A 17439-nucleotide genomic window follows, 5' to 3' on the forward strand; every position below is an offset into this window, starting at 1 on the left:
CGATCCAAAGGCTTGCTTGGGGAGGTGAGAGCAGGGAGTGGCCTCAGCGCTCATCTTCCACGTCTTGCAGGCGCACTTCACCCAGCGGGCGATAAAGCTCCTGAGCCATCTTGGCGCTCACCGCCCCTGGGGGAACCATCAGCACCTCCAAGGTCACCAGGCGCTGGCCGAAACGCAGTTCGAGGCGATCGCCCGGTTTGACCTCCACGCTGGCGCGAGCGGGCCGACCATTGATGGTGACCCGCCCCTGGTCGCAGATTTCATTGGCGACCGGGCGCCGTTTGATCACCCGCGATACTTTCAACCATTTGTCGAGTCTCACAAGGCCCTCCCTCCGACGTCCCGAACGGGCGGGATCATAGCACGGCCAAAAGGGGGTCTTCGCCGCGGCGACGCCGGTTCTCCTTGCAAGGGCGCTGGAACGACTGGTCCGTCTCGCCGACCTCCCTGCCCAAGGCCGCCTCCCATCCGCCCCCTGCCTTCCGGCAGCGGGCGCTCGAGGTTCCGTGCAGTCATTTCTTCGGCATGGCAGACTATTCCGGTCATGATGATCTATCTGGACCACGCCGCGTCGTCTCCCCTGCGCCCAGCCGCGCGGGTCGCCTGGAACGAAGCGGTTGACCTGCCCGGCAATGCGGCAAGTCCCCATGCCTTCGGGCGTCGGGCCGCCCAACGCGTTGCTGAGGCTCGCCAGGCCGTGGCCCAGTTGGTGGCCCGAGATGCCCAGGAAGTCTACTTCACGGCGAGTGGCACCGAGGCCAACAATCTGGCCATTCTGGGGCTGGCCGCGGCTGTGGAGCGCAACGGGGGGATCCGTCGCGCCGCCCACAGCGCCCTGGAACACAGCTGCGTGCGGGGGCCGATGGCCAGCCTGGCCGCCCGGGGATGGGACATCGAAGTTCTGCCGGTTTCGCCGGATGGGCAGCTGCTCATCCCCCCCCTCCAGGCGGCCTTGGCGCGGGGCCTGGCCTGGGTGTCGGTCATGGCGGTCAGCAATGAGGTGGGCGCGCTGCAGCGCTTTTCGGAGTGGCGCGACGACGTCCGCCGCGCCGGGAGCTTGTTGCACGTCGATGCGGTGCAGGGGGTGGGCTTGCTCGACCCGCGCCCCTGGGACGCGGATTTGCTGAGCGTGTCCGCCCACAAACTGGGCGGTGGCCAGGGGGTGGGGGCCCTGGTCCTGCGGGAGGGGGTGAGGCTCGAGCCCGTCCTGCGTGGGGGACCGCACGAGCGGGGGGTGCGCCCTGGCACGCTGGCGGTGGCGGCGATCGCCGCCTTCGGAGCGGCGGCTTCTGAGGCTTTTGCCCTGCGGGATACCGAAGCGCAGCGTCTGACTGAGTGGCGAGAGCGCCTCGAGCGCCAGTTGCTGGTCGCTGTGCCGGGACTGCGGGTGCTGGGGGCGGGCGGGCCTCGGGCGCCACACATCTTATCGCTGACGCTGCCGGGGGCCACCGGACGTCATCTGGTTGAACAGTTGGACCTGGTCGGCGTGGCTGTCTCGACGGGGGCAGCCTGCACCAGTTTGAAGCAGACGCCGAATCCCACCCTGCAGGCGCTCGGCTTGACCGAGGCCGAAGCCCAGGGGAGCTTGCGAATCAGCCTGGGCTGGACGACCACCGCAGACGAACTGGAACGAGCGGGCGACGCGATCGCCTCAACCCTCCGGGCCATGACGGCGACAAAACCCATGCGTGTTGACCACGATTGAGTCGCTTCGCCACGCGTTGCCAGCGCTGTCGCTCCAACCGAGGGGCGTTGCCTCAGCGGGCCCCGCCAGAGCTGGCCGCAAGCGGGATGGCCACCATGCCTGAACGAGCCTCTTCGTATTCCCTCACGATTTCCTGCACGATGGTGGCACAGGGCTTGACCGCCTCGATCAGGCCCACCGTTTGCCCGGCGCTCCAGACGTCTCGCCAGCGCTTGAGGTCTGATTCTCCCGCCGCTTGGCTCTCGCGCCATTGCAGCAGACTGTCCCGTAAAAAGTTGGCCGGGTGCCCCGTGACCTCGGGCGTGTATTCGATGTCCTCCGGGGAGGCGGCGCAGATGGCTTGCTTGAAGGCGGCTTCCACGGGCGCCTCCTCGCTGGCAATGAAGCGAGTCCCGAAATAGCCTGCATCAGCGCCAAGGGCCAGGGCGCCCGCCAGACTCACGCCATCCGCCAGCCCACCCGCGGCGATCACTGGCAGCTGCGTTTCGCGCTTCAACCAGGGAATCAGCACGAACGGCGTGATGACGCCGGCATGCCCTCCCGCCCCCGCAGATACAGCCACCAGGGCGTCCGCACCGGCGGCCTTGGCCTTCTGCGCGTGCCGGACGTTCACCACATCACAGAAGACGTGAATGCCGTGACGGTGAGCTTCCTGGATCAAGCGCGAAGGGTCCCCCAAACTGGTGATCAGAACGGGGACTTTTTCCTCCAGGCAGATGCGCATGTCGTCTTCCAGGCGCGGGTTGTTGAGCAGGATCAGGTTGACCCCGAAGGGCGCGTTGGTTCGCTGTTTGATGGCACGCACCATCTCTCGGAACATGTCGGAGTTTCGCGCGTTCAAGGCCGGGAACGTGCCAAGCCCACCGGCTTCGCTGACGGCCACCACCATCTCCACGTTGGACACCAGAAACATCGGCGCCGCGATGATGGGGTAACGAATACCGAGCAACTGCGTGATGGTCGTCTGTCCCAAGTCTGGGTCCTGTTCAGATGTGACCGTCACGGTCGGACGGTGTGGGGGGGAGAGTGGGTTCTGGCGTCTCGTTTTCGGGGTGGAGGAGGGGAGGGCCAGCACGCCTGGTGGCAAGCCAATCACGCACCCCCTGCGTCAAACGGGGGGAGAGCTTGACCAGGCGTTCCTGGAGCTCACTTCGGGCAGCCTTGGCCTCCGACACGCCCGGCAACCGTTGCAGTCCTTGGGGAATGCGCCGGCCCGCCTCGGAGGCACGTCGTCGCAGCAGCCCGCGCACTTCCCTGCCGGCCATCGGGGCGGCCAGCAGGCCGATGACCGTCCCAATCGCGGTCCCCAACAAGACGGAGCCCGCCAGGTAGGATGCCGGTTTCTTCGACACGATTCCCTCCCGCCCCGGGGGCCAACCGCTCAGGGGGTTTCCTGCTCGATCAATTCCGCGCGCTTGTACTCCGCCGCTTTCTTGCCCGCTTCAACGGCTTCGTTGAGCAAGTTGATCCGCTCCTCGATGGCGATGCGGGTTTGATTCAGCAGGGCTTCCGTGTTGCCACGCAGGTTTTCCAGCACGTCGCGGGTCCGGTCGCGCACGTCGGTCAGGGTATCGGCCACGCCGTCCGGCGCGGTGTCGCGTGTCCGCGGCGAAAGCATGACACCGAGCAAGAATCCTCCCAGTGCTCCCACTGCAAGGCCACCGAGGACGTCCCAGCCGCTGCTTCCCTGCGGTGCGTCGCGTTCATCCCGAGCCATCTGGAACCCCCTCGTGCAGGGCACGTTGCCGGATCTGTTGAGCCACTGCGACCGGGCTCGCGCCGAGCTTTCGTCGCGCCATGACCGTCGCATTGTGACACGTCCATGACATTATACCACTGAAGCCATTCGGATACAGCGTCCGACCCCCTCGCGGGACGGCGAGGCCTGTCGTCACTGCTTCCTTCGGATGGCGCGCTGAACGGCCTCCCTTGCCTCGTGGTACAATCCCCGGGCGGGGGCTCGTCCCTCGAAAATCGTTTTTTGCCTCGCCAGACCGTGCGACGCGACCTGACCTCGACTTGCTTTGCTGCCAAGCGCTGTTGACCCCGCGATGTTCAGACGGAATCTTTACTCCCGTCCACTCGGAGTGGTCCTGATGGCGGTATTCAATGGGAGGTGCACGCGGTGGTGCGCCCGGCCGGCCTGGCCATCCCGACCCGGCCACGCGTTAGCTGATTGCGCAGGGGTCGAAAGGACCGACCGAATTGACGCAGAATTTTGAAGACTTCGCCCTGCACCCGGCTTTGCTGGCGCGCCTCACCGAACGGGAGATGCCCGCGCCCACTGAAGTCCAGGCCCAGGTGATTCCAACCATGTTGGAGGGGCGAGACCTGCTGGTTCACGCGGGCCCTCACTCGGGCGAGACCCTGGCCTACGGTCTTCCCTTGCTTTCGATGTACGACCCTCAAGCGCGAGTTCAAGCGCTGGTGCTGGTGCCGTCGGCCGAACGGGCACAGCGCGTGTATCAGCGCCTGGCTCCGCTGGCGCAGGGGATTCTTAAAATCGCTGCGCTCTATGAGACTGGCGGCCAGCAGGAACAGGCCATCCGGCGGGGCGTCGACATCCTGGTCGGCACGCCCTTTCTGATCAAGGATTTGTTTGCGATCAAGCAGCTCGACCTGAACACGGTGCGTACCCTGGTGCTTGATGGGGCGGACCGCTTGATGACGACCATTCAGCGTCGTGACGTGGAGTACTTGATGGACCGCCTGCCTCGCCTGGACCAGACGGCCCTCTTTTTCTGGAACATCACGGAAGGGGTGGAGGCCATGGCGCCCCAACTGAGAAATCCGGTCCGCATCCGTGTCGCCGAGCGGCCGGCCCCGAATGCTCTGCCCGAGCCATCCGCCCCCGCGCCCGCGGCACCATCTGCAGTTGCGCCGGCCCGGACGTCCCGCCGGGGGGCGCCGGAGGTCTCCACCAGGCTACCCGAGAAGGCGCCACCCGCTGAGACGACGGCGGAGCCGGTCACGCTGTCCCATCGTTACGCGCGCATCACCACGGAGCAGAGAACCGACTTTCTGCTTCAGGCGATCGAGCACGACGCACCGGCGAGGGCCCTGATCCTCGCCCGCAACAAGCACGAGGCACGGCGCCTGGTGCAGCGCTTGGAACGCTGGGGACGGGCGAACGTTGATTCCTTCAATGCCGATACCTCCGCCGCTCAGCGGCAAGCCGCGCTCAAGCGCTTCCTCGCTGGAGAGCTGAAGTTCCTCGTCGTTCCGGAACCGGCCACGGAAGGCGTCGACCTGGGGGCGCCACCCGCCCTCTACCTCACCGGTGTGGCAGCCAATGTGGCGCTTTACCGCCGATATGCAGAGGCGGCGGAGGCAGCCAAGCTGAACTTCCAGAGCCTTTCCCTGGTGACCCCGGAAGCGCAAACGGTGTTCAGCGAAAACCAGAAGTCCTTGCCCTTCAGTCGCCATCCGCTCGACCCGGGACCCGACGAACAGACCATTCCGGCTGTCGCCACGGCCACCGAGGAGGCGACAGGTGCCCCTGGCAAGCGCACCCGGGGCCGGACCGGCGCGACCAAGCAGCCCAAGGGCGCGGCGACCCTGCTCAATGAATCGATGCGTGAATCCAGGGCCGCCACGGGGCCCCTGGCTCCGTTGCCCCGGATGATGACGATGTGGCAGACCTTCAAGGTGGCCCTGCCTTCAGGCCAGCGCCCTACGCGCGACGCTTTTCACGGCTGGCTTTCCACCACCACGGGGATTGCGCGGAGCGCCTTGCGGTCGATTCAGTTCCATCGCGACCACGCCACCGTCGATGTGGATGAGCGGCAAGTCACGCGCTTCCAGGAAACCCTGAAGGGCCATCTGTTGGGCTGACGTGCTCCCCTCCGCGCTCAAGCGGCGAGGCCCCGGTCCCTGCGCGAGAGACCGGGGCCGTTCAGTCCCGGAGCAAGCCCCGGACCGCGAAGGTCAGGCGACCGGGACGCCCGCTTCGGGAGCAGCTCCCTCAGCGGCTTCCGGGTACAGCGCTCCCTTGTAACGGTCAAGCAGCGCCTTGGCAGCGGCGATGCCGTTACCTTCTTTCTCGAAGGGCGTCAGACGGACCTCAAGCCACTCGACCTGTTCGACCCGACTCTCGGGGAAGCTCATCATGATCAGGTCTTCCTGGGCCTGCGGATACGTGATGAGATGAACCCATCCCGGCGTGTGCAGCGAGACGACCCCGCGGCTCCAGCTGTTCTCATTGGCATACTTGACTTGGGCCACGCCCCACATAAGTTTATCCTCCTCATCCTCGCCGGCACATTGCGCGCTTCTCGGGCGCGCGAGTCCCGCGATTCGCGTTCCAGAATACCCGTTCGTCCTCCAAGGGGCAACGTGAGGCGCGCTCAGGAGACCCGCCATAGGTCTTGAGCATTGTAAAATGGGGGAATGGGAAAAAAGCAGCTCGCCCACGAGTATTTTCAGGCGCCTCCCTACGACGTCCTGCTGGACCCACGTCGTTTTGCGGAACGTTGGGAACGAACTTTTGGTCGGGTGGCGCCCCTGCACGTTGAAATAGGCATGGGGCTCGGACATCATTTGCTGGCGTTCGCGGCGGCCAATCCTGAGATGAACCACCTCGGACTTGAAATCAAGATGCACCGAATTTATTCGGCGCGACAGGCGTCTTTACGGGCCGGGATTACGAATCTCAGATTCATCCCCGGAGACGCCCGACGAACGCTGGAAGCCTTGGCGCCTCGTTCCGTCAGCCGTCTCACCCTGCTATTTCCTGACCCCTGGCCTCGTCATCCAGACCGCCGCTTGACCTCGCCGGACTACCTGGCGCTGTATGCCGATGTACTCGCCCCTCAGGGGGTGATGCATTTTCGGACCGATGACCCTGCCTTGTTCGAATATTCCCTCGCGCAGTTCAGGTCGGCCCGTTTTCTGTTGACCGTGGCCGTGCCCCGAGAACGAGTCCTGACTGCCTTCGAACGGCGCTGGTTGGGCGAAGGAAAGGCCATTTTCGGGGTGGATGCCCGCCTGCCTTCGATCTGAAGGGGCCGGGCCAGCTTCCCGCTGTAATCCATGACCGCCGTCACAGGCAGCAGTTGGCGGGCTGATTATGATGTCGAGATAGCAGCCTGATGTATCAGATTCGCTGCGCACACCCGTCAGACCGGGGAGACGTGATGCAGTCCGCGAAAAAACGCGAGAAACAGCCGGAGCATGCCCTGAGGGGACGCCCACAGCGTCCCGAATCAGCGCTCCTGCCTGCGCCGATTTCCTCGATCACGCTGGAGCCGCCTCACCCCAAGGAGGTTCGCTACAAGCTCCAGTTCGTATCGGCTCAGTCTTACAAGAAGGCCGTGACCTTGGCCGACCGCTACTACTGGCAGGCTCAGATGGCGGTGGAGCGGCGGGAAGCCAGCCTCGCGAAGTTCGACAAGCAGGCGCAACTCGACCAAGCTGAAACCCAGGCCACTTATCACCGCCAGGTGGCAGCTGCTCAGCAGCGATACCGCGCCTTCATCGAGCAGGCGCATGCACGCCAACGTCAGGCCCTGCACCAGGCGCGTCAGCGGGCCCGGCAGGCTGAGGATGTCTACAAGGCTGTGCTGGAAAATGTTCCAGGTTATGGAGAGTTGCAGTTGAAGGCGCTTGCGCTGGCGGATGCCCGTGCTCTCACGTCTTCGTTCATTCAGAGTTATCGCAGCTCGCTCGGTCCGGATGGACTGGGAGACCTCTTCTCCTTCCTGCGCGCTTTCGATCGGGTGCTCGACCACGCCCGCGACCGTCAGATGGTGGTGCCGGTTCAGTTTGCCGAAGCCGTTTTGAAGGGGATTCTGCAGCGTCAGTTGCGGCATCTCATCTCGAACTCCGGCAAGGAAGTGGATGCGCGCTCCGAGGGCGAGCGGCTCAAGCAGGCGACTCAGACTCGCCTGTCAGCCATTTCGGAGTTTCTGAGCGAAGACACACGGGATGCGACGCCACCTTCCATTCGGGCGATTTTCTTTGCCGTGGGTGACTGGTTGGCCAAATCGCCTGGAACACCTTTTGACCTGGCGCTGGACCGCTTGAAACTTGACGTGGAAGCCACGGCGCGGCGGGAGCAACGGAGCCTGGAAGACCAGATGAAGGTTGCCATTCAGACGTGTCCCCAAGCTCAACAGATTCGTCCCGCCGCCGAGGCCTACCAGGCCGCCCAGCGCATCATGTCCAGTTCCGAACAGGCCGCCCGCAACGTGTTGCAGAGCGAACTCGTGCGGATTGAAAGCGCCCTTGAACGGGAACTTCAGATGGCCGAGGCGATGGTGCTGGGTATGTCTCAGAAGCAGACGACCCGCATCGAGCAGGCCAAACGCGACATCGCCAAGGCCAAAAAGCTGGTTCGTCGCTGGCACCTGGAAATGACCCGGATGCAGGAAGTTGGGACCTTTCAGCGGTTGCGCTGGCGCTTCCTCGAGGGATTCCATCTCGAAGAATTCTGGGACGAACTCCAGCATCGTCAAGGCTCGCGCTGAGGCTGCCCGCGCATCTTCGCGCGCCGGCGTGGCCTTGACTCGTGCTCTCGCCTGCCACCGTTGGGTCTTCCGGTAAACCCCAGCATTGCTGCGACGCGGGCGTGGAGGTCAGGACTGGTATCGTCGTCTCCCCGAGTGGAACGAAGCCCGGGGAGGCGGCCGATCGGCCATCGCGCGGCTGCAGCCTGGCTCGCTGGACGCCGGTTCCCTGGCTTGCGGTCCCGCTGCTGAGAGGAGGGGCGGCGTGGGACTGGCGGCCAGCGGGCGGCGCTTGGCACCGCCTGAGTTAAGACCACGATAAGAGCAACTCGCCAACCCTGGCTCTGCCCCCGTGCCTGTCTGAGAGTCTTCACTCCCTGGAACGGTTTTCAGGCATGTCTTCAATAAAGTTTACAAAAGTCGGTCGTTTATCGTTAATTTTATCTTAACCATATGCTATGATGAAACGGTCAACCGGTGGCCCGCGGGTCAGGTCGACAAGTGCGTGTGGAGTTCCAGGCAGCATTCCGATGATGAACACATCTCACCCTGATACGGTCCTTGAAAGGCTTTGTCCGTTGGCCTTGCTGGAGCGGGACTCCGAGCGATTGATTGCTCGGGGGGAACGCGTCCAGGTCATATTCGACCTGGATGACACGCTCTTCCTGGTGCGCTCACGGAAGCGGAAGATCTTTCAAGAGATGGCGGTGGAGCAGGCCGCACTTCCGGAGGTGGCCGCCTCCCTTTCTCGGTTGGCAAGCGCTTCGATTCCCTTTGATGTGGGCCAGGCACTGGACAGTGTCGGCATTGCCCGGATGCATCACGGCCGTCTCATCTCCGAATTTTTCAACCGGTTCTTTGATGGGGCCTACCTGGTTCACGACACCTTGAATCTGGGGGCGGCTGACTTCGTGGCTCGCCTGGGGGACCTGGGGGTCGGGATTGTTTACCTGTCCGGCCGCCCCGCCAATATGCTGCCTCAGACCGCGCAGATTTTAGCGGATGCTGGTTTCCCGGTTCATGCTGCCCGGACCAAATTTTTGCTCAAGGGGCAGGCCGAGGCGCACCTCGGCGACGTGGAGTTCAAGGCCCGGAAGGCCGAGGAACTGGTGGAGGCCGGACGTTGCGTGGGCGTCTTCGATAACGAGCCGGCCAATCTGAACGCCGTTCATCAGGTCTTCCCCGGTGCCCACTATTATTTGCTGGAAACCGATTGCGCCCCGGCCCCGCCGCCGTTGGCCATGACAGCTCACCGGCTGGTTGATTTTACCCGCGGCCGCGCCCGCCTGAGTGCGGCGGTTGGTCCCTCCATCAGCCGTCCCGACCACCGCTGGGAAATCACGGTACAGGATGGTCCAGCGGTCAGCTAAGGCCCTGCACCTGTTGGTCCGCGGTCTGCTCACGCGCTGAGTCGAAAGTCTTCAACCACCTTCTGGTACAGGTTCTCCACCAGCACGCCCAGCTTCAGCCGAAGCAGGCTGTCGGCAGTGGATTGAATCACGGGCCGAGGGACCAGGACCAGCGGGCCCTGAACCGTGAAGTCGAAGGAGATGTCGAAGAAGAAATCCAGCGCGGTACGTCCGCTGGCGATTTCTCGCGCCTCCAATGCCCCGTCGATAAAGCCTTTCAGAAGCTGATGCTCACTGCTCAGCTTGGTCTCGTCGAAGTCCAAGCCCGTCAGCCGCAGACCGCTGGGCGTGGGCTCGGCCTGAACCGCCGTGACCACCGTGACGTAGTAATTCAGGGCTCCGATGGGATGATGGCTCATCAGGTAGGCCTTGGGCAGTGCGAGATCGCGCACCTCCTTGACGTCCTCGATTTTCTGTATGAAGGCTTTGACGTCGCTGAAGTAGGCCAGTGCGTCTGCCAGCCCGACCGGGATTTCGCCCTGGCGCGCTGCCCGGCCCTTGAAGGTCATTTTCATTGGGGTTTCTCGCTTCGTGGTTCACGCAGGCCCGCCACGAAGTGGGGGCCCGTTTTGTTCTACCCTGCGGGTGTCAGCACACCACCCCGAATGCATTTCTGAAAGGGGCTCGCCAAGCGCTTGTCTGGTTGACAGCAGGGCGAAAAATCCCTATGGTGAGAGCACACCACGGGGATGTCACGGTTTCGACCGGGAGTCGACGGTGGTGGTTGCGTGTCGTGGATGCCGACGTTACACGTTAAACCAGCGGCAAACCAACAAGTGCCAAGAAGCCTACCTTCTTGACCGCTGTTACCCCCAAGTCCACCCGGGCCGCCGCAATCGCGGCCTAGGTTTGACCTCAGGATAACAGACTCTGATAAGGCCGCACCGGCCGGCCTTATCGGCAAATCAGTCGGTTGCTCCCGTCAGATGCGTCTGCTGTCTGCGGGCTAAGATTCAGGAGACTCGCGTCAGCTTCCTTGCGCCGAGGAGAGGTGGCTGGCGTTAACCAATTCCCAGGCTACACACGTAGACGCTGCCATGGTTTGCTTTCGGGACGCGAGTTCAATTCTCGCCATCTCCACCTGAAAGGCTCAGGCCCGTGAAAACCGCCCGCTCCAATTGCGGGCGGTTTTTCTTCGTTGCCGGGTCCAATCTGATCGCACCACGTGACAGCTTCTCGTCGCCTGGGCATATTGGAGGCGGTTCGATGGCGCTGCGCGGCAGCGTTCAGCAGTCAGGCGAGTGAGCCTTTGTCCAGTTTGAGGAGAACCGATGAGCACCACGGCGCGAATTCAAATTCCCGTTTTGAATATGCAGCACTACACCCAGGGCGATGCCAACCAGAAGGCAGAGTTCGTCAGAACCTGGGGCGAGGGCCTGCGTGAACTCGGCTTTGTGGCCATCGAGAATCACCAGGTGGACCCTGCCTTGATTCGACAGACTTACCAGCTGTTCGAATCGTTTTTTCAATTGCCCAAGGAAGCCAAGGAACGCTATGCAGGCGTGGGGGGGCAACGGGGCTTCACCGGCTTCATGAAGGAGCACGCCAAGGACAATGCCGTGGGGGATCTCAAGGAGTTCTGGCACGTGGGGCGGGAACTGCAGCCGGGGCATCCGATGCAAGGCCAGTATCCCGACAACGTCTGGCCTGACGAGTTGCCGGCGCTACGCTCCGTCACCTTGACCCTGTTTGAACAGCTCGAGGCCAATGCCCGCATTCTTCTGCGCGCCTTGGGGGATTACTTCGAATTGGCTGACCGTGATTACTTTGTGGGCGCCATTGAAAATGGCAACCACATCTTACGGGCGATTCATTACCCGCCGCTCCAGCCTGGTATGCCCCCCAACGCGGTCCGGGCGGCCGCTCACGAAGACATCAACATGATCACCATTCTGTGCGAGTCGACGGCTGCCGGCCTGGAAATCTTGACACGCGACAACGAGTGGGTCGCCATCGATGCGCTTGCCGGCCAATTGGTGGTGGATGCGGGCGATATGTTGAGCCGCTTGACCAACGGCGTGATACCCGCCACCACCCACCGCGTCGTCAACCCGGCCGGTGAGAACACCGTGCGCTATTCGTTGCCCTACTTCGTTCATCCTTACAGCGAGTTCAACATCGAATGCCTGCCCTGTTGTGACACCGCCGACAATCCCAGCCGCTTTCCTGCCATCACGGCCGGCGCTTTCTTGAACCAGCGGTTGCGCGAGATCGGCCTGTTGAAGTAGCCTTCGGGGCCGGGGGGGGGCGGGCGAGGCGCTCGTCGCGTTCCGACTCGCCGTGGCGGCCTGCTTGTGACGTTAGTCACAAGTTAACCGTCGTCAGCTTGCTTCTTTGAACCCCACACCAAGGCCCCTCGCGATTTTGCGCCGACGTGATCGCTTCCATTAATTTCTCAACAAATATTCGTATAAACCCATTTTAAACTCGCAAGTTTTCATGACCGGGCCCGATACACCATCATGTGAACCGCGCCCATCGGCCTCAGTGGACGGCTGGAAGCGCCTGCGGTGAAACGGGAAGTAGCACAGAGGGACAAACCATGACCATGATCAATTCCAACAGCGGAACGCACGTCAACGGCCTGACCAAGCGCGTGGCTGCCGGCGCTGCCCCCGACAGTTCCAAGGACGCGGCCCGCTCCGGCTCTGCCAGTGCGGCATTCTCAAGCGATTCTCTGGTTCGCTCTACGGCCACGTCGGCCACCAATGCGTCAGTCGCGGCTGCTTCGACTGCGGCGCTGGATCGTCTGGCTGCAGCCTACCACGATGATCCTGCCGTCTTTGCGCGCAACCTCGCCGTGCAATCGCTCAACGATGTGGTTTCGCTGGTCGGTTGAAGACCATGACCGACCCATCCAAGGGGAATGCTTCGAAATCAACCCGGCAACTCTCCGACTCGCCGGCGACCGAAAGGCACGTTGAGGGCTTGGCGAAGCGCATCATGGAAGATCCATCGTTTGCACTTCTGCACGAGACGGCACGGAAGGCTCGCGCCAGGAAAGATCGTCAGAAGGACACTTGAGAGGAGGGTGGCGTGCTTGAACGGGCGAATGAAACCAGTCCACGCAATTACTCCAGGGATGACGAATCGGCCAGGCGCCTCTGGTTGACGCAACGTCTGCGCGCCAATCCCTGGGAGGGGCGCAAGAGCAAGGATGAGGACGACCTGGCGCGCGCGCGGGGGGAGGTCGGACCGGCGGAGGGCCGCCCTGTGGCAGCCGTCATCGCGCAAGGGGACAAGTTGTCTCTCGACGCCAAGGGCGAGTCGACCAGCGATCCTTTTTTCGCTCTGATTGAACGCCGTCTGCTGACTGATCACGAATAAAAACCAGGCCCGCGGGGCCTGGTCATGCGGATGGACTCTTCAGCGCTGCCTTCCAGCAGCGCTGTTCCTTTTAGAATTTGACCTTGATGTCGTTCAGGGTCATGACGAGGTCCTGGATGCTGTCCTGCACCCGGTGCCCCAGGGCCAGGAAGCCGCACGCGTCCTCACGCTTGTCCCACATGGCGCATTGCTCGCGGGCACACGGAACCTGATTGGCAGCGTAACTCATCAACGGGCAGATCATGAAGGTTCCTTGCTGCAGGGGGCGGGGAATCGATGACGCCACGACATCGGGTCTGGCGCCCTTCACGTACCCTTGCAAGCCGGCTCTGTAACCGGTGCTTTCCAGCCCACCCGCTTTCGATTACGCTGGTGACATCATGCCTTCTCGCTCCCATCCTGTTCCCGTCTATGTGCTGATTGGTGACCCGGTGGCCCACAGCCTTTCCCCAGTGCTTCACCACGCCGCGCTTGCCCAGGCTTCACTTCCTGGACGCTATGAGGCGGTCACCCTCTCCACCGAACATTTTGCGGAGGGATTGCGCGCCATGCGGGCTTTCCGTCCGCAAGGCGTGAATGTCACGATCCCGCACAAGGTGGCCGTGATGGCCCACCTCGATGGGCTCACGGAGGTGGCTCGCCAAATCGGTGCGGTCAACACGATTTTTTGGGAAGGCGATCGCTGGATCGGGGATAACACAGACTACCTGGGTTTTCTCAGGACCCTGCCGGAGTCGCTGGGAAATGGCTCCACCGCCTTGATCCTGGGGGCTGGTGGTGCAGCGCGGGCGGTGGCCTTGGCCCTGCGAGAACGGGGGGTGACCACCATTCACGTGGCGGCTCGCAACGAGGACGCTGCCGCCGGGTTCCGCCGACAGATTCTGCCTGACCGCCTGGGTGAAGCCCAGAGCCTGACTGACCTTCCGACGGCTGGGGCCCTCCTGTCAGGCTGTGATCTGGTGGTCAATGCGACCCCGCTGGGCACGCGGGGAGAGGGGTGTCCGCTGACCGTCGAGGCGGTCGCGGCTCTCCCTGACCACGCCATCGTCTATGACCTGGTCTACCGACCTCGCGTCACTCCCCTGATTCGGCGCGCCCGCCATCGGGGCTTGCTAGCGCTGGATGGCTTGGACATGTTGATCGAACAGGCTGCCCTTTCCTTCGAACGCTGGACCGGGCATTCTCCGTCGCGGCAAGCCATGCGGGACGCGGTGCTGCCTCACGCGTTGCTGACGGAGGTGGCGGTGTCGGAGTCCAGACCGTGACGCGCCTGCGGATGCTGACGGCGGGTGAGTCTCACGGTCCCGCGCTGACGGTGATCGTGGAAGGTCTGCCGGCCGGTCTGTGCCTGGAAGCGGAGGTGCTCAATCGCGCGCTGCGACGTCGCCAGGCCGGTTACGGCCGTGGGGGCCGCATGAAAATTGAGTCCGACGCGGTCGAGTTCACGGGGGGAGTGCGCCTGGGCTTGACGTCAGGGGCCCCGGTGGCTTTGCAGATTCAGAATCGTGACCACGCCAACTGGCTGGGCGCCATGAGCGCATTGCCACGTGACCCTGAGGATGCCGAGCGGGAGGCCCAGCTGGCTTTGCGCCGGGTCACGCGGGTGCGACCCGGTCATGCCGACTTTGCGGGGGCCTTGAAGTATGGGGTGGACGATGTGAGGGACGTGCTGGAGCGGGCCAGCGCGCGCGAGACGGCGGCGCGGGTGGCCGCGGGGGCGATCGCCGCCCGCTTGCTGGCCTCGCTGGGGGTCGAGGTGGTGGGCCATGTGGTGCAGATAGGCGACGTCAAGGCGACGGTTGAAGAGGGCTTCTGGAGCGATTGGCCGGCTGCCTGCGCCGCCCTGGAGGCCTCCCCTGTCCGCTGCGGCGACGGCGAGGCGAGTGTCGCCATGGTGGCCGCGATTGATGAGGCCAAACGTCAGGGTACCTCGCTGGGGGGCGTGATCGCGGTTCGCACGACTCCCTTGCCGGTGGGTCTGGGCTCCCACGTGCAGTGGGATCGTCGGCTGGACGGGAGATTGGCACAGGCGGTCATGAGCATTCCTGCCATCAAAGGGGTCGCGATCGGCGATGCCTTCGAACTGGCGTCACGCACCGGTCACCAGGCCCACGACGGCTTTGCGCAAGGCTACGCGCGTGGGTCGAATCGCGCCGGCGGGCTGGAGGGGGGCATGACCAATGGCCAACCGCTGGTGCTCCTGGCGGCCAAAAAGCCCATTTCGACCTTGCCGCGGCCGTTGCCCGCTGTGGACCTCTCGTCGGGCGAACCGGCGCCGGCCCATTTCGAACGCACGGATGCCTGTGCCGTGCCGGCGGCCAGTGTGGTGGCCGAGGCCATGGTCGCTTGGGTGCTGGCCGAAGCGTGCCTCGAGAAGTTCGGAGGCGATTCGCTCGCGGAGTTCATGGCTCACTTCGAGGTGGGCCAGGACCTTCAATCCCGGCGATTGGGGCCGCGCGGCGTCGAGGAGAGGGGTTCCACGTGATTTCCTTGTGGGTGCTGCACGGTCCCAACCTCAATATGCTCGGCGTGCGAGAACCGGACGTCTACGGGACGACGAGTCTGGTGGACCTCGATGCGATGCTGCACAGTCGGGGTGCCGCGATGGGGGCGGAGGTCACCTGCCTGCAATCGAATCACGAAGGGGCGCTGGTTGAATGGGTCCACGGGGCGGTGGCCCAGGGGGTGTCGGCCATCGTGATCAATCCGGCGGGGCTGACCCACACGTCCGTCTCCCTTCGCGATGCGCTGGCGATTTTTCAAGGGGTCAAGATCGAGGTTCATCTCTCGAACATCTGGCAGCGAGAGGACTTTCGTGCCCGTTCCCTGGTGGCTCCGGTGGTGGACGGCGTGGTGGCAGGGCTGGGCACGGAGAGCTACACGCTGGGCTTGCAAGCGGCCGTCAAATTGGTGCGTCGTCGAGATGGAGGCCACGCCACGTGATCCTGGGCATCGTTCTCACCGGCTACATGGGGTCCGGCAAGACCAGCGTGGGCCGTGCCCTGGCAGCGCAACTGGGCTGGGATTTCGTCGATACCGACGATCTGGTGGAGCAGATGGCGGGCCGTACCGTCAGTGACCTGTTCGCCGAGGGGGAGAACCTGTTTCGCCTGTGGGAGCGTCAGGCGATCGCCACCCTCGTACCGCGAACCCGCCTGGTGGTAGCGACAGGAGCCGGCGCCATGATCGAGGAGGAGACCCGCGCGCTGCTGGCTGGGCTGGGCACCGTCGTTTGCCTGGACGCCCCCTTGGAGGTTCTGTGGGAGCGGGTCCAGCGCAGTCAGGAGCGTCCGCTCGCGAGAGACCGGGAGCTGTTCGCCGCCAGGCTCGCGGTCAGACGTCTTCAGTACGATCGCTTTGCGCTCGCCTATGACACCAGTGCGGGAGATCCCGCCGCGCTGGCGGCGCACATCGTGCAGGACCTCTTCGGGCACGAGCAGGCGATTCCGGTGGCGCTGGGGGATCGTCAGTATCAGGTGACGGTCGCACCGGGCGAATTGGTGCGCCTCCCCGCCTATTTGCCCGGTGCCCCAGGGCCTTGCCTGCTGGTCTCGGATGACGGCGTCCCCTCCTGGTACCTGGAATTGGCGCTGGCGACGTTGACCCTGGCGGGCTGGCGACCGGCCTTGCGCGTGGTGCCCGCGGGGGAAGCGAGCAAATCCTGGGAAGTGTCCCAACAACTGGTGGATGCCGCCTTACGGGCCGGCCTGCATCGCGAAAGCCCGATCATCAGTCTCGGGGGCGGAATGGTGGGCGATCTGGCCGGCTTCGTGGCGGCCACCTACATGCGGGGGATCCCGTTCATGCAAGTCCCGACCACCTTGCTGGCCCAGGTGGATGCCTCCGTCGGGGGAAAGGTGGCCATCAATCACCGTCATCTGAAAAACCTCGTGGGCGCTTTCCACCAGCCTGCTGCGGTGCTGGTTGATCCCGCCACCTTGCTGACCCTGCCCGCTCGCGAGTTCACTGCCGGACTGGGAGAGGTGGTCAAGTATGCCCTCCTGACAAACGATGGTTTGCTGGAGTTTCTGGAAGCAGAGGCGGTGGCGATCGCCGCGCGTTCCCTGCCGGTGTTGACTACCTTGGTGGCTCGCTGTATCGCGATCAAGGCGCGAATCGTGGCGGAAGATGAACGGGAGCGGCCCGATGGTCCGCGCGCTGGCCTTAATCTGGGCCACACCCTGGCGCACGCCATCGAAAGCGTGCAGGCCTTCGGGGGACTGCTGCACGGAGAGGCCGTCGGCCTGGGGCTCTTGCTCGAGGCCCGTCTGGCCGTCGCCAGAGGGGAATACGAGGCCCGCCTGTGCGAACGTCTGGAAGCCCTCTTGCAGCGTTTCGCGCTACCGACCCAGTGTCCGCCGGTTGATGGGCAAGCGCTGATCGAGGCCATGGGCCATGACAAGAAGAATCGCGGCGAGGGCATCCGAATGGCGTTGCCGCGCGCGGGCGGCGGGGCTTCGCTTGCGATTGTGTCCGAGGCGGAGGTGTGGGCCACCCTGCGGGCCTGACTCGGGACGGTCACCCGTCGTATAGCCGGCCTGAGTCAGGTTCA

At 64.0% G+C, this 17439-nt stretch carries 19 protein-coding genes and 1 other RNA gene; 13 read left to right on the forward strand and 7 right to left on the reverse strand.

Features of this window, described 5'->3' with window-relative positions:
• Nucleotides 1–43 precede the first annotated feature (43 nt).
• On the reverse strand, nt 44–322 hold the full coding sequence (locus tag VKP62_02435) for an RNA-binding S4 domain-containing protein (protein MEB3196038.1): 279 nt from the start codon (nt 320–322) through the stop codon (nt 44–46).
• 222 nt (nt 323–544) lie between these two features.
• Between VKP62_02435 and VKP62_02440 the strand changes: the two genes are divergently transcribed.
• Entirely contained in the window at nt 545–1705 is a 1161-nt protein-coding gene (locus VKP62_02440) for a cysteine desulfurase family protein (GenBank protein ID MEB3196039.1), read from the forward strand.
• 52 nt (nt 1706–1757) lie between these two features.
• On the opposite strand, the gene VKP62_02445 is transcribed toward VKP62_02440, so the two are convergent.
• The 3 genes from VKP62_02445 to VKP62_02455 are packed head-to-tail and all read right to left on the reverse strand — an operon-like array spanning nt 1758 to nt 3422.
• A complete protein-coding gene (locus tag VKP62_02445) occupies nt 1758–2678 on the reverse strand; it encodes a nitronate monooxygenase (protein ID MEB3196040.1) in 921 nt (306 codons plus the stop codon).
• A 13-nt stretch (nt 2679–2691) separates the two neighbouring features.
• Complete coding sequence (locus VKP62_02450) at nt 2692–3057, reverse strand: hypothetical protein (GenBank protein ID MEB3196041.1); 366 nt, start codon at nt 3055–3057, stop codon at nt 2692–2694.
• A 29-nt stretch (nt 3058–3086) separates the two neighbouring features.
• Entirely contained in the window at nt 3087–3422 is a 336-nt protein-coding gene (locus tag VKP62_02455; GenBank protein MEB3196042.1) for a hypothetical protein, read from the reverse strand.
• Nucleotides 3423–3910: 488 nt separating this feature from the next.
• On the opposite strand from VKP62_02455, the gene VKP62_02460 reads away from it, so the two are divergent.
• Nucleotides 3911–5539, forward strand: a complete 1629-nt coding sequence (locus VKP62_02460; GenBank protein MEB3196043.1) for a DEAD/DEAH box helicase — start codon at nt 3911–3913, stop codon at nt 5537–5539.
• A 93-nt stretch (nt 5540–5632) separates the two neighbouring features.
• Here VKP62_02460 and VKP62_02465 read toward each other — a convergent pair whose 3' ends face one another.
• Nucleotides 5633–5938 carry a hypothetical protein gene (locus VKP62_02465; protein MEB3196044.1) on the reverse strand — a complete coding sequence of 102 codons (306 nt, stop codon included), beginning with the start codon at nt 5936–5938 and terminating at the stop codon, nt 5633–5635.
• Nucleotides 5939–6094: 156 nt separating this feature from the next.
• Here VKP62_02465 and trmB point away from each other — a divergent pair, with 156 nt between their 5' ends.
• The 3 genes from trmB to VKP62_02480 all read left to right on the forward strand — a co-directional run bounded on the left by trmB (nt 6095) and on the right by VKP62_02480 (nt 9521).
• On the forward strand, nt 6095–6706 hold the full coding sequence (trmB, locus tag VKP62_02470; GenBank protein ID MEB3196045.1) for a tRNA (guanosine(46)-N7)-methyltransferase TrmB: 612 nt from the start codon (nt 6095–6097) through the stop codon (nt 6704–6706).
• Nucleotides 6707–6840: 134 nt separating this feature from the next.
• A complete protein-coding gene (locus tag VKP62_02475) occupies nt 6841–8172 on the forward strand; it encodes a hypothetical protein (GenBank protein MEB3196046.1) in 1332 nt (443 codons plus the stop codon).
• A 509-nt stretch (nt 8173–8681) separates the two neighbouring features.
• Nucleotides 8682–9521, forward strand: a complete 840-nt coding sequence (locus VKP62_02480) for an HAD family hydrolase (GenBank protein ID MEB3196047.1) — start codon at nt 8682–8684, stop codon at nt 9519–9521.
• 29 nt (nt 9522–9550) lie between these two features.
• Here the strand turns inward: VKP62_02480 and VKP62_02485 are convergent, their stop codons facing one another.
• The gene (locus tag VKP62_02485; protein MEB3196048.1) at nt 9551–10069 is read right to left on the reverse strand and encodes a DUF1997 domain-containing protein; all 519 of its coding nucleotides are present in this window, start codon (nt 10067–10069) and stop codon (nt 9551–9553) included.
• 176 nt (nt 10070–10245) lie between these two features.
• Here VKP62_02485 and ssrA point away from each other — a divergent pair.
• The 4 genes from ssrA to VKP62_02505 all read left to right on the forward strand — a co-directional run bounded on the left by ssrA (nt 10246) and on the right by VKP62_02505 (nt 12887).
• Nucleotides 10246–10643: a transfer-messenger RNA gene (gene ssrA, locus VKP62_02490) on the forward strand.
• A 188-nt stretch (nt 10644–10831) separates the two neighbouring features.
• Nucleotides 10832–11788, forward strand: coding sequence for a 2-oxoglutarate and iron-dependent oxygenase domain-containing protein (locus VKP62_02495; GenBank protein ID MEB3196049.1), 957 nt, complete (start codon nt 10832–10834; stop codon nt 11786–11788).
• A 314-nt stretch (nt 11789–12102) separates the two neighbouring features.
• Nucleotides 12103–12399 carry a hypothetical protein gene (locus VKP62_02500; protein ID MEB3196050.1) on the forward strand — a complete coding sequence of 99 codons (297 nt, stop codon included), beginning with the start codon at nt 12103–12105 and terminating at the stop codon, nt 12397–12399.
• Between the two features lie 197 nt (nt 12400–12596).
• Nucleotides 12597–12887, forward strand: coding sequence for a hypothetical protein (locus VKP62_02505; GenBank protein MEB3196051.1), 291 nt, complete (start codon nt 12597–12599; stop codon nt 12885–12887).
• A gap of 70 nt (nt 12888–12957) precedes the next feature.
• Here the strand turns inward: VKP62_02505 and VKP62_02510 are convergent, their stop codons facing one another.
• The gene (locus VKP62_02510; protein MEB3196052.1) at nt 12958–13116 is read right to left on the reverse strand and encodes a hypothetical protein; all 159 of its coding nucleotides are present in this window, start codon (nt 13114–13116) and stop codon (nt 12958–12960) included.
• A gap of 151 nt (nt 13117–13267) precedes the next feature.
• On the opposite strand from VKP62_02510, the gene aroE reads away from it, so the two are divergent.
• Genes aroE through aroB form a run of 4 tightly spaced genes read left to right on the forward strand, consistent with a single transcriptional unit; the run spans nt 13268 to nt 17395 of the window.
• A complete protein-coding gene (aroE, locus tag VKP62_02515) occupies nt 13268–14152 on the forward strand; it encodes a shikimate dehydrogenase (GenBank protein MEB3196053.1) in 885 nt (294 codons plus the stop codon).
• 11 nt (nt 14153–14163) lie between these two features.
• Nucleotides 14164–15372 carry a chorismate synthase gene (aroC, locus tag VKP62_02520; GenBank protein ID MEB3196054.1) on the forward strand — a complete coding sequence of 403 codons (1209 nt, stop codon included), beginning with the start codon at nt 14164–14166 and terminating at the stop codon, nt 15370–15372.
• Complete coding sequence (gene aroQ / locus VKP62_02525; GenBank protein MEB3196055.1) at nt 15369–15830, forward strand: type II 3-dehydroquinate dehydratase; 462 nt, start codon at nt 15369–15371, stop codon at nt 15828–15830. Before aroC ends, aroQ begins: the two co-directional genes overlap by 4 nt.
• Nucleotides 15827–17395: a 3-dehydroquinate synthase gene (aroB, locus tag VKP62_02530; protein ID MEB3196056.1), complete on the forward strand. Its 1569-nt coding sequence runs from the start codon at nt 15827–15829 to the stop codon at nt 17393–17395. The genes aroQ and aroB overlap by 4 nt, the downstream gene beginning before the upstream one ends.
• Nucleotides 17396–17439: the final 44 nt, after the last annotated feature.

The organism is Candidatus Sericytochromatia bacterium (assembly GCA_035285325.1).
Classification (GTDB): Bacteria; Cyanobacteriota; Sericytochromatia; order S15B-MN24; family JAQBPE01; genus JAYKJB01.

What these genes read in the sequence shown, in the direction of transcription:
- VKP62_02465 (MEB3196044.1), bottom strand. Translation starts at nt 5,938, where the DNA reads ATGTGGGGCGTGGCCCAAGTCAAGTATGCCAATGAGAACAGCTGGAGC.
- aroE (MEB3196053.1), top strand. Translation starts at nt 13,268, where the DNA reads ATGCCTTCTCGCTCCCATCCTGTTCCCGTCTATGTGCTGATTGGTGAC.
- VKP62_02495 (MEB3196049.1), top strand. Translation starts at nt 10,832, where the DNA reads ATGAGCACCACGGCGCGAATTCAAATTCCCGTTTTGAATATGCAGCAC.
- VKP62_02480 (MEB3196047.1), top strand. Translation starts at nt 8,682, where the DNA reads ATGATGAACACATCTCACCCTGATACGGTCCTTGAAAGGCTTTGTCCG.
- VKP62_02500 (MEB3196050.1), top strand. Translation starts at nt 12,103, where the DNA reads ATGACCATGATCAATTCCAACAGCGGAACGCACGTCAACGGCCTGACC.
- trmB (MEB3196045.1), top strand. Translation starts at nt 6,095, where the DNA reads ATGGGAAAAAAGCAGCTCGCCCACGAGTATTTTCAGGCGCCTCCCTAC.
- VKP62_02485 (MEB3196048.1), bottom strand. Translation starts at nt 10,069, where the DNA reads ATGACCTTCAAGGGCCGGGCAGCGCGCCAGGGCGAAATCCCGGTCGGG.
- VKP62_02475 (MEB3196046.1), top strand. Translation starts at nt 6,841, where the DNA reads ATGCAGTCCGCGAAAAAACGCGAGAAACAGCCGGAGCATGCCCTGAGG.
- VKP62_02510 (MEB3196052.1), bottom strand. Translation starts at nt 13,116, where the DNA reads ATGAGTTACGCTGCCAATCAGGTTCCGTGTGCCCGCGAGCAATGCGCC.
- aroC (MEB3196054.1), top strand. Translation starts at nt 14,164, where the DNA reads ATGCTGACGGCGGGTGAGTCTCACGGTCCCGCGCTGACGGTGATCGTG.
- VKP62_02455 (MEB3196042.1), bottom strand. Translation starts at nt 3,422, where the DNA reads ATGGCTCGGGATGAACGCGACGCACCGCAGGGAAGCAGCGGCTGGGAC.
- VKP62_02440 (MEB3196039.1), top strand. Translation starts at nt 545, where the DNA reads ATGATGATCTATCTGGACCACGCCGCGTCGTCTCCCCTGCGCCCAGCC.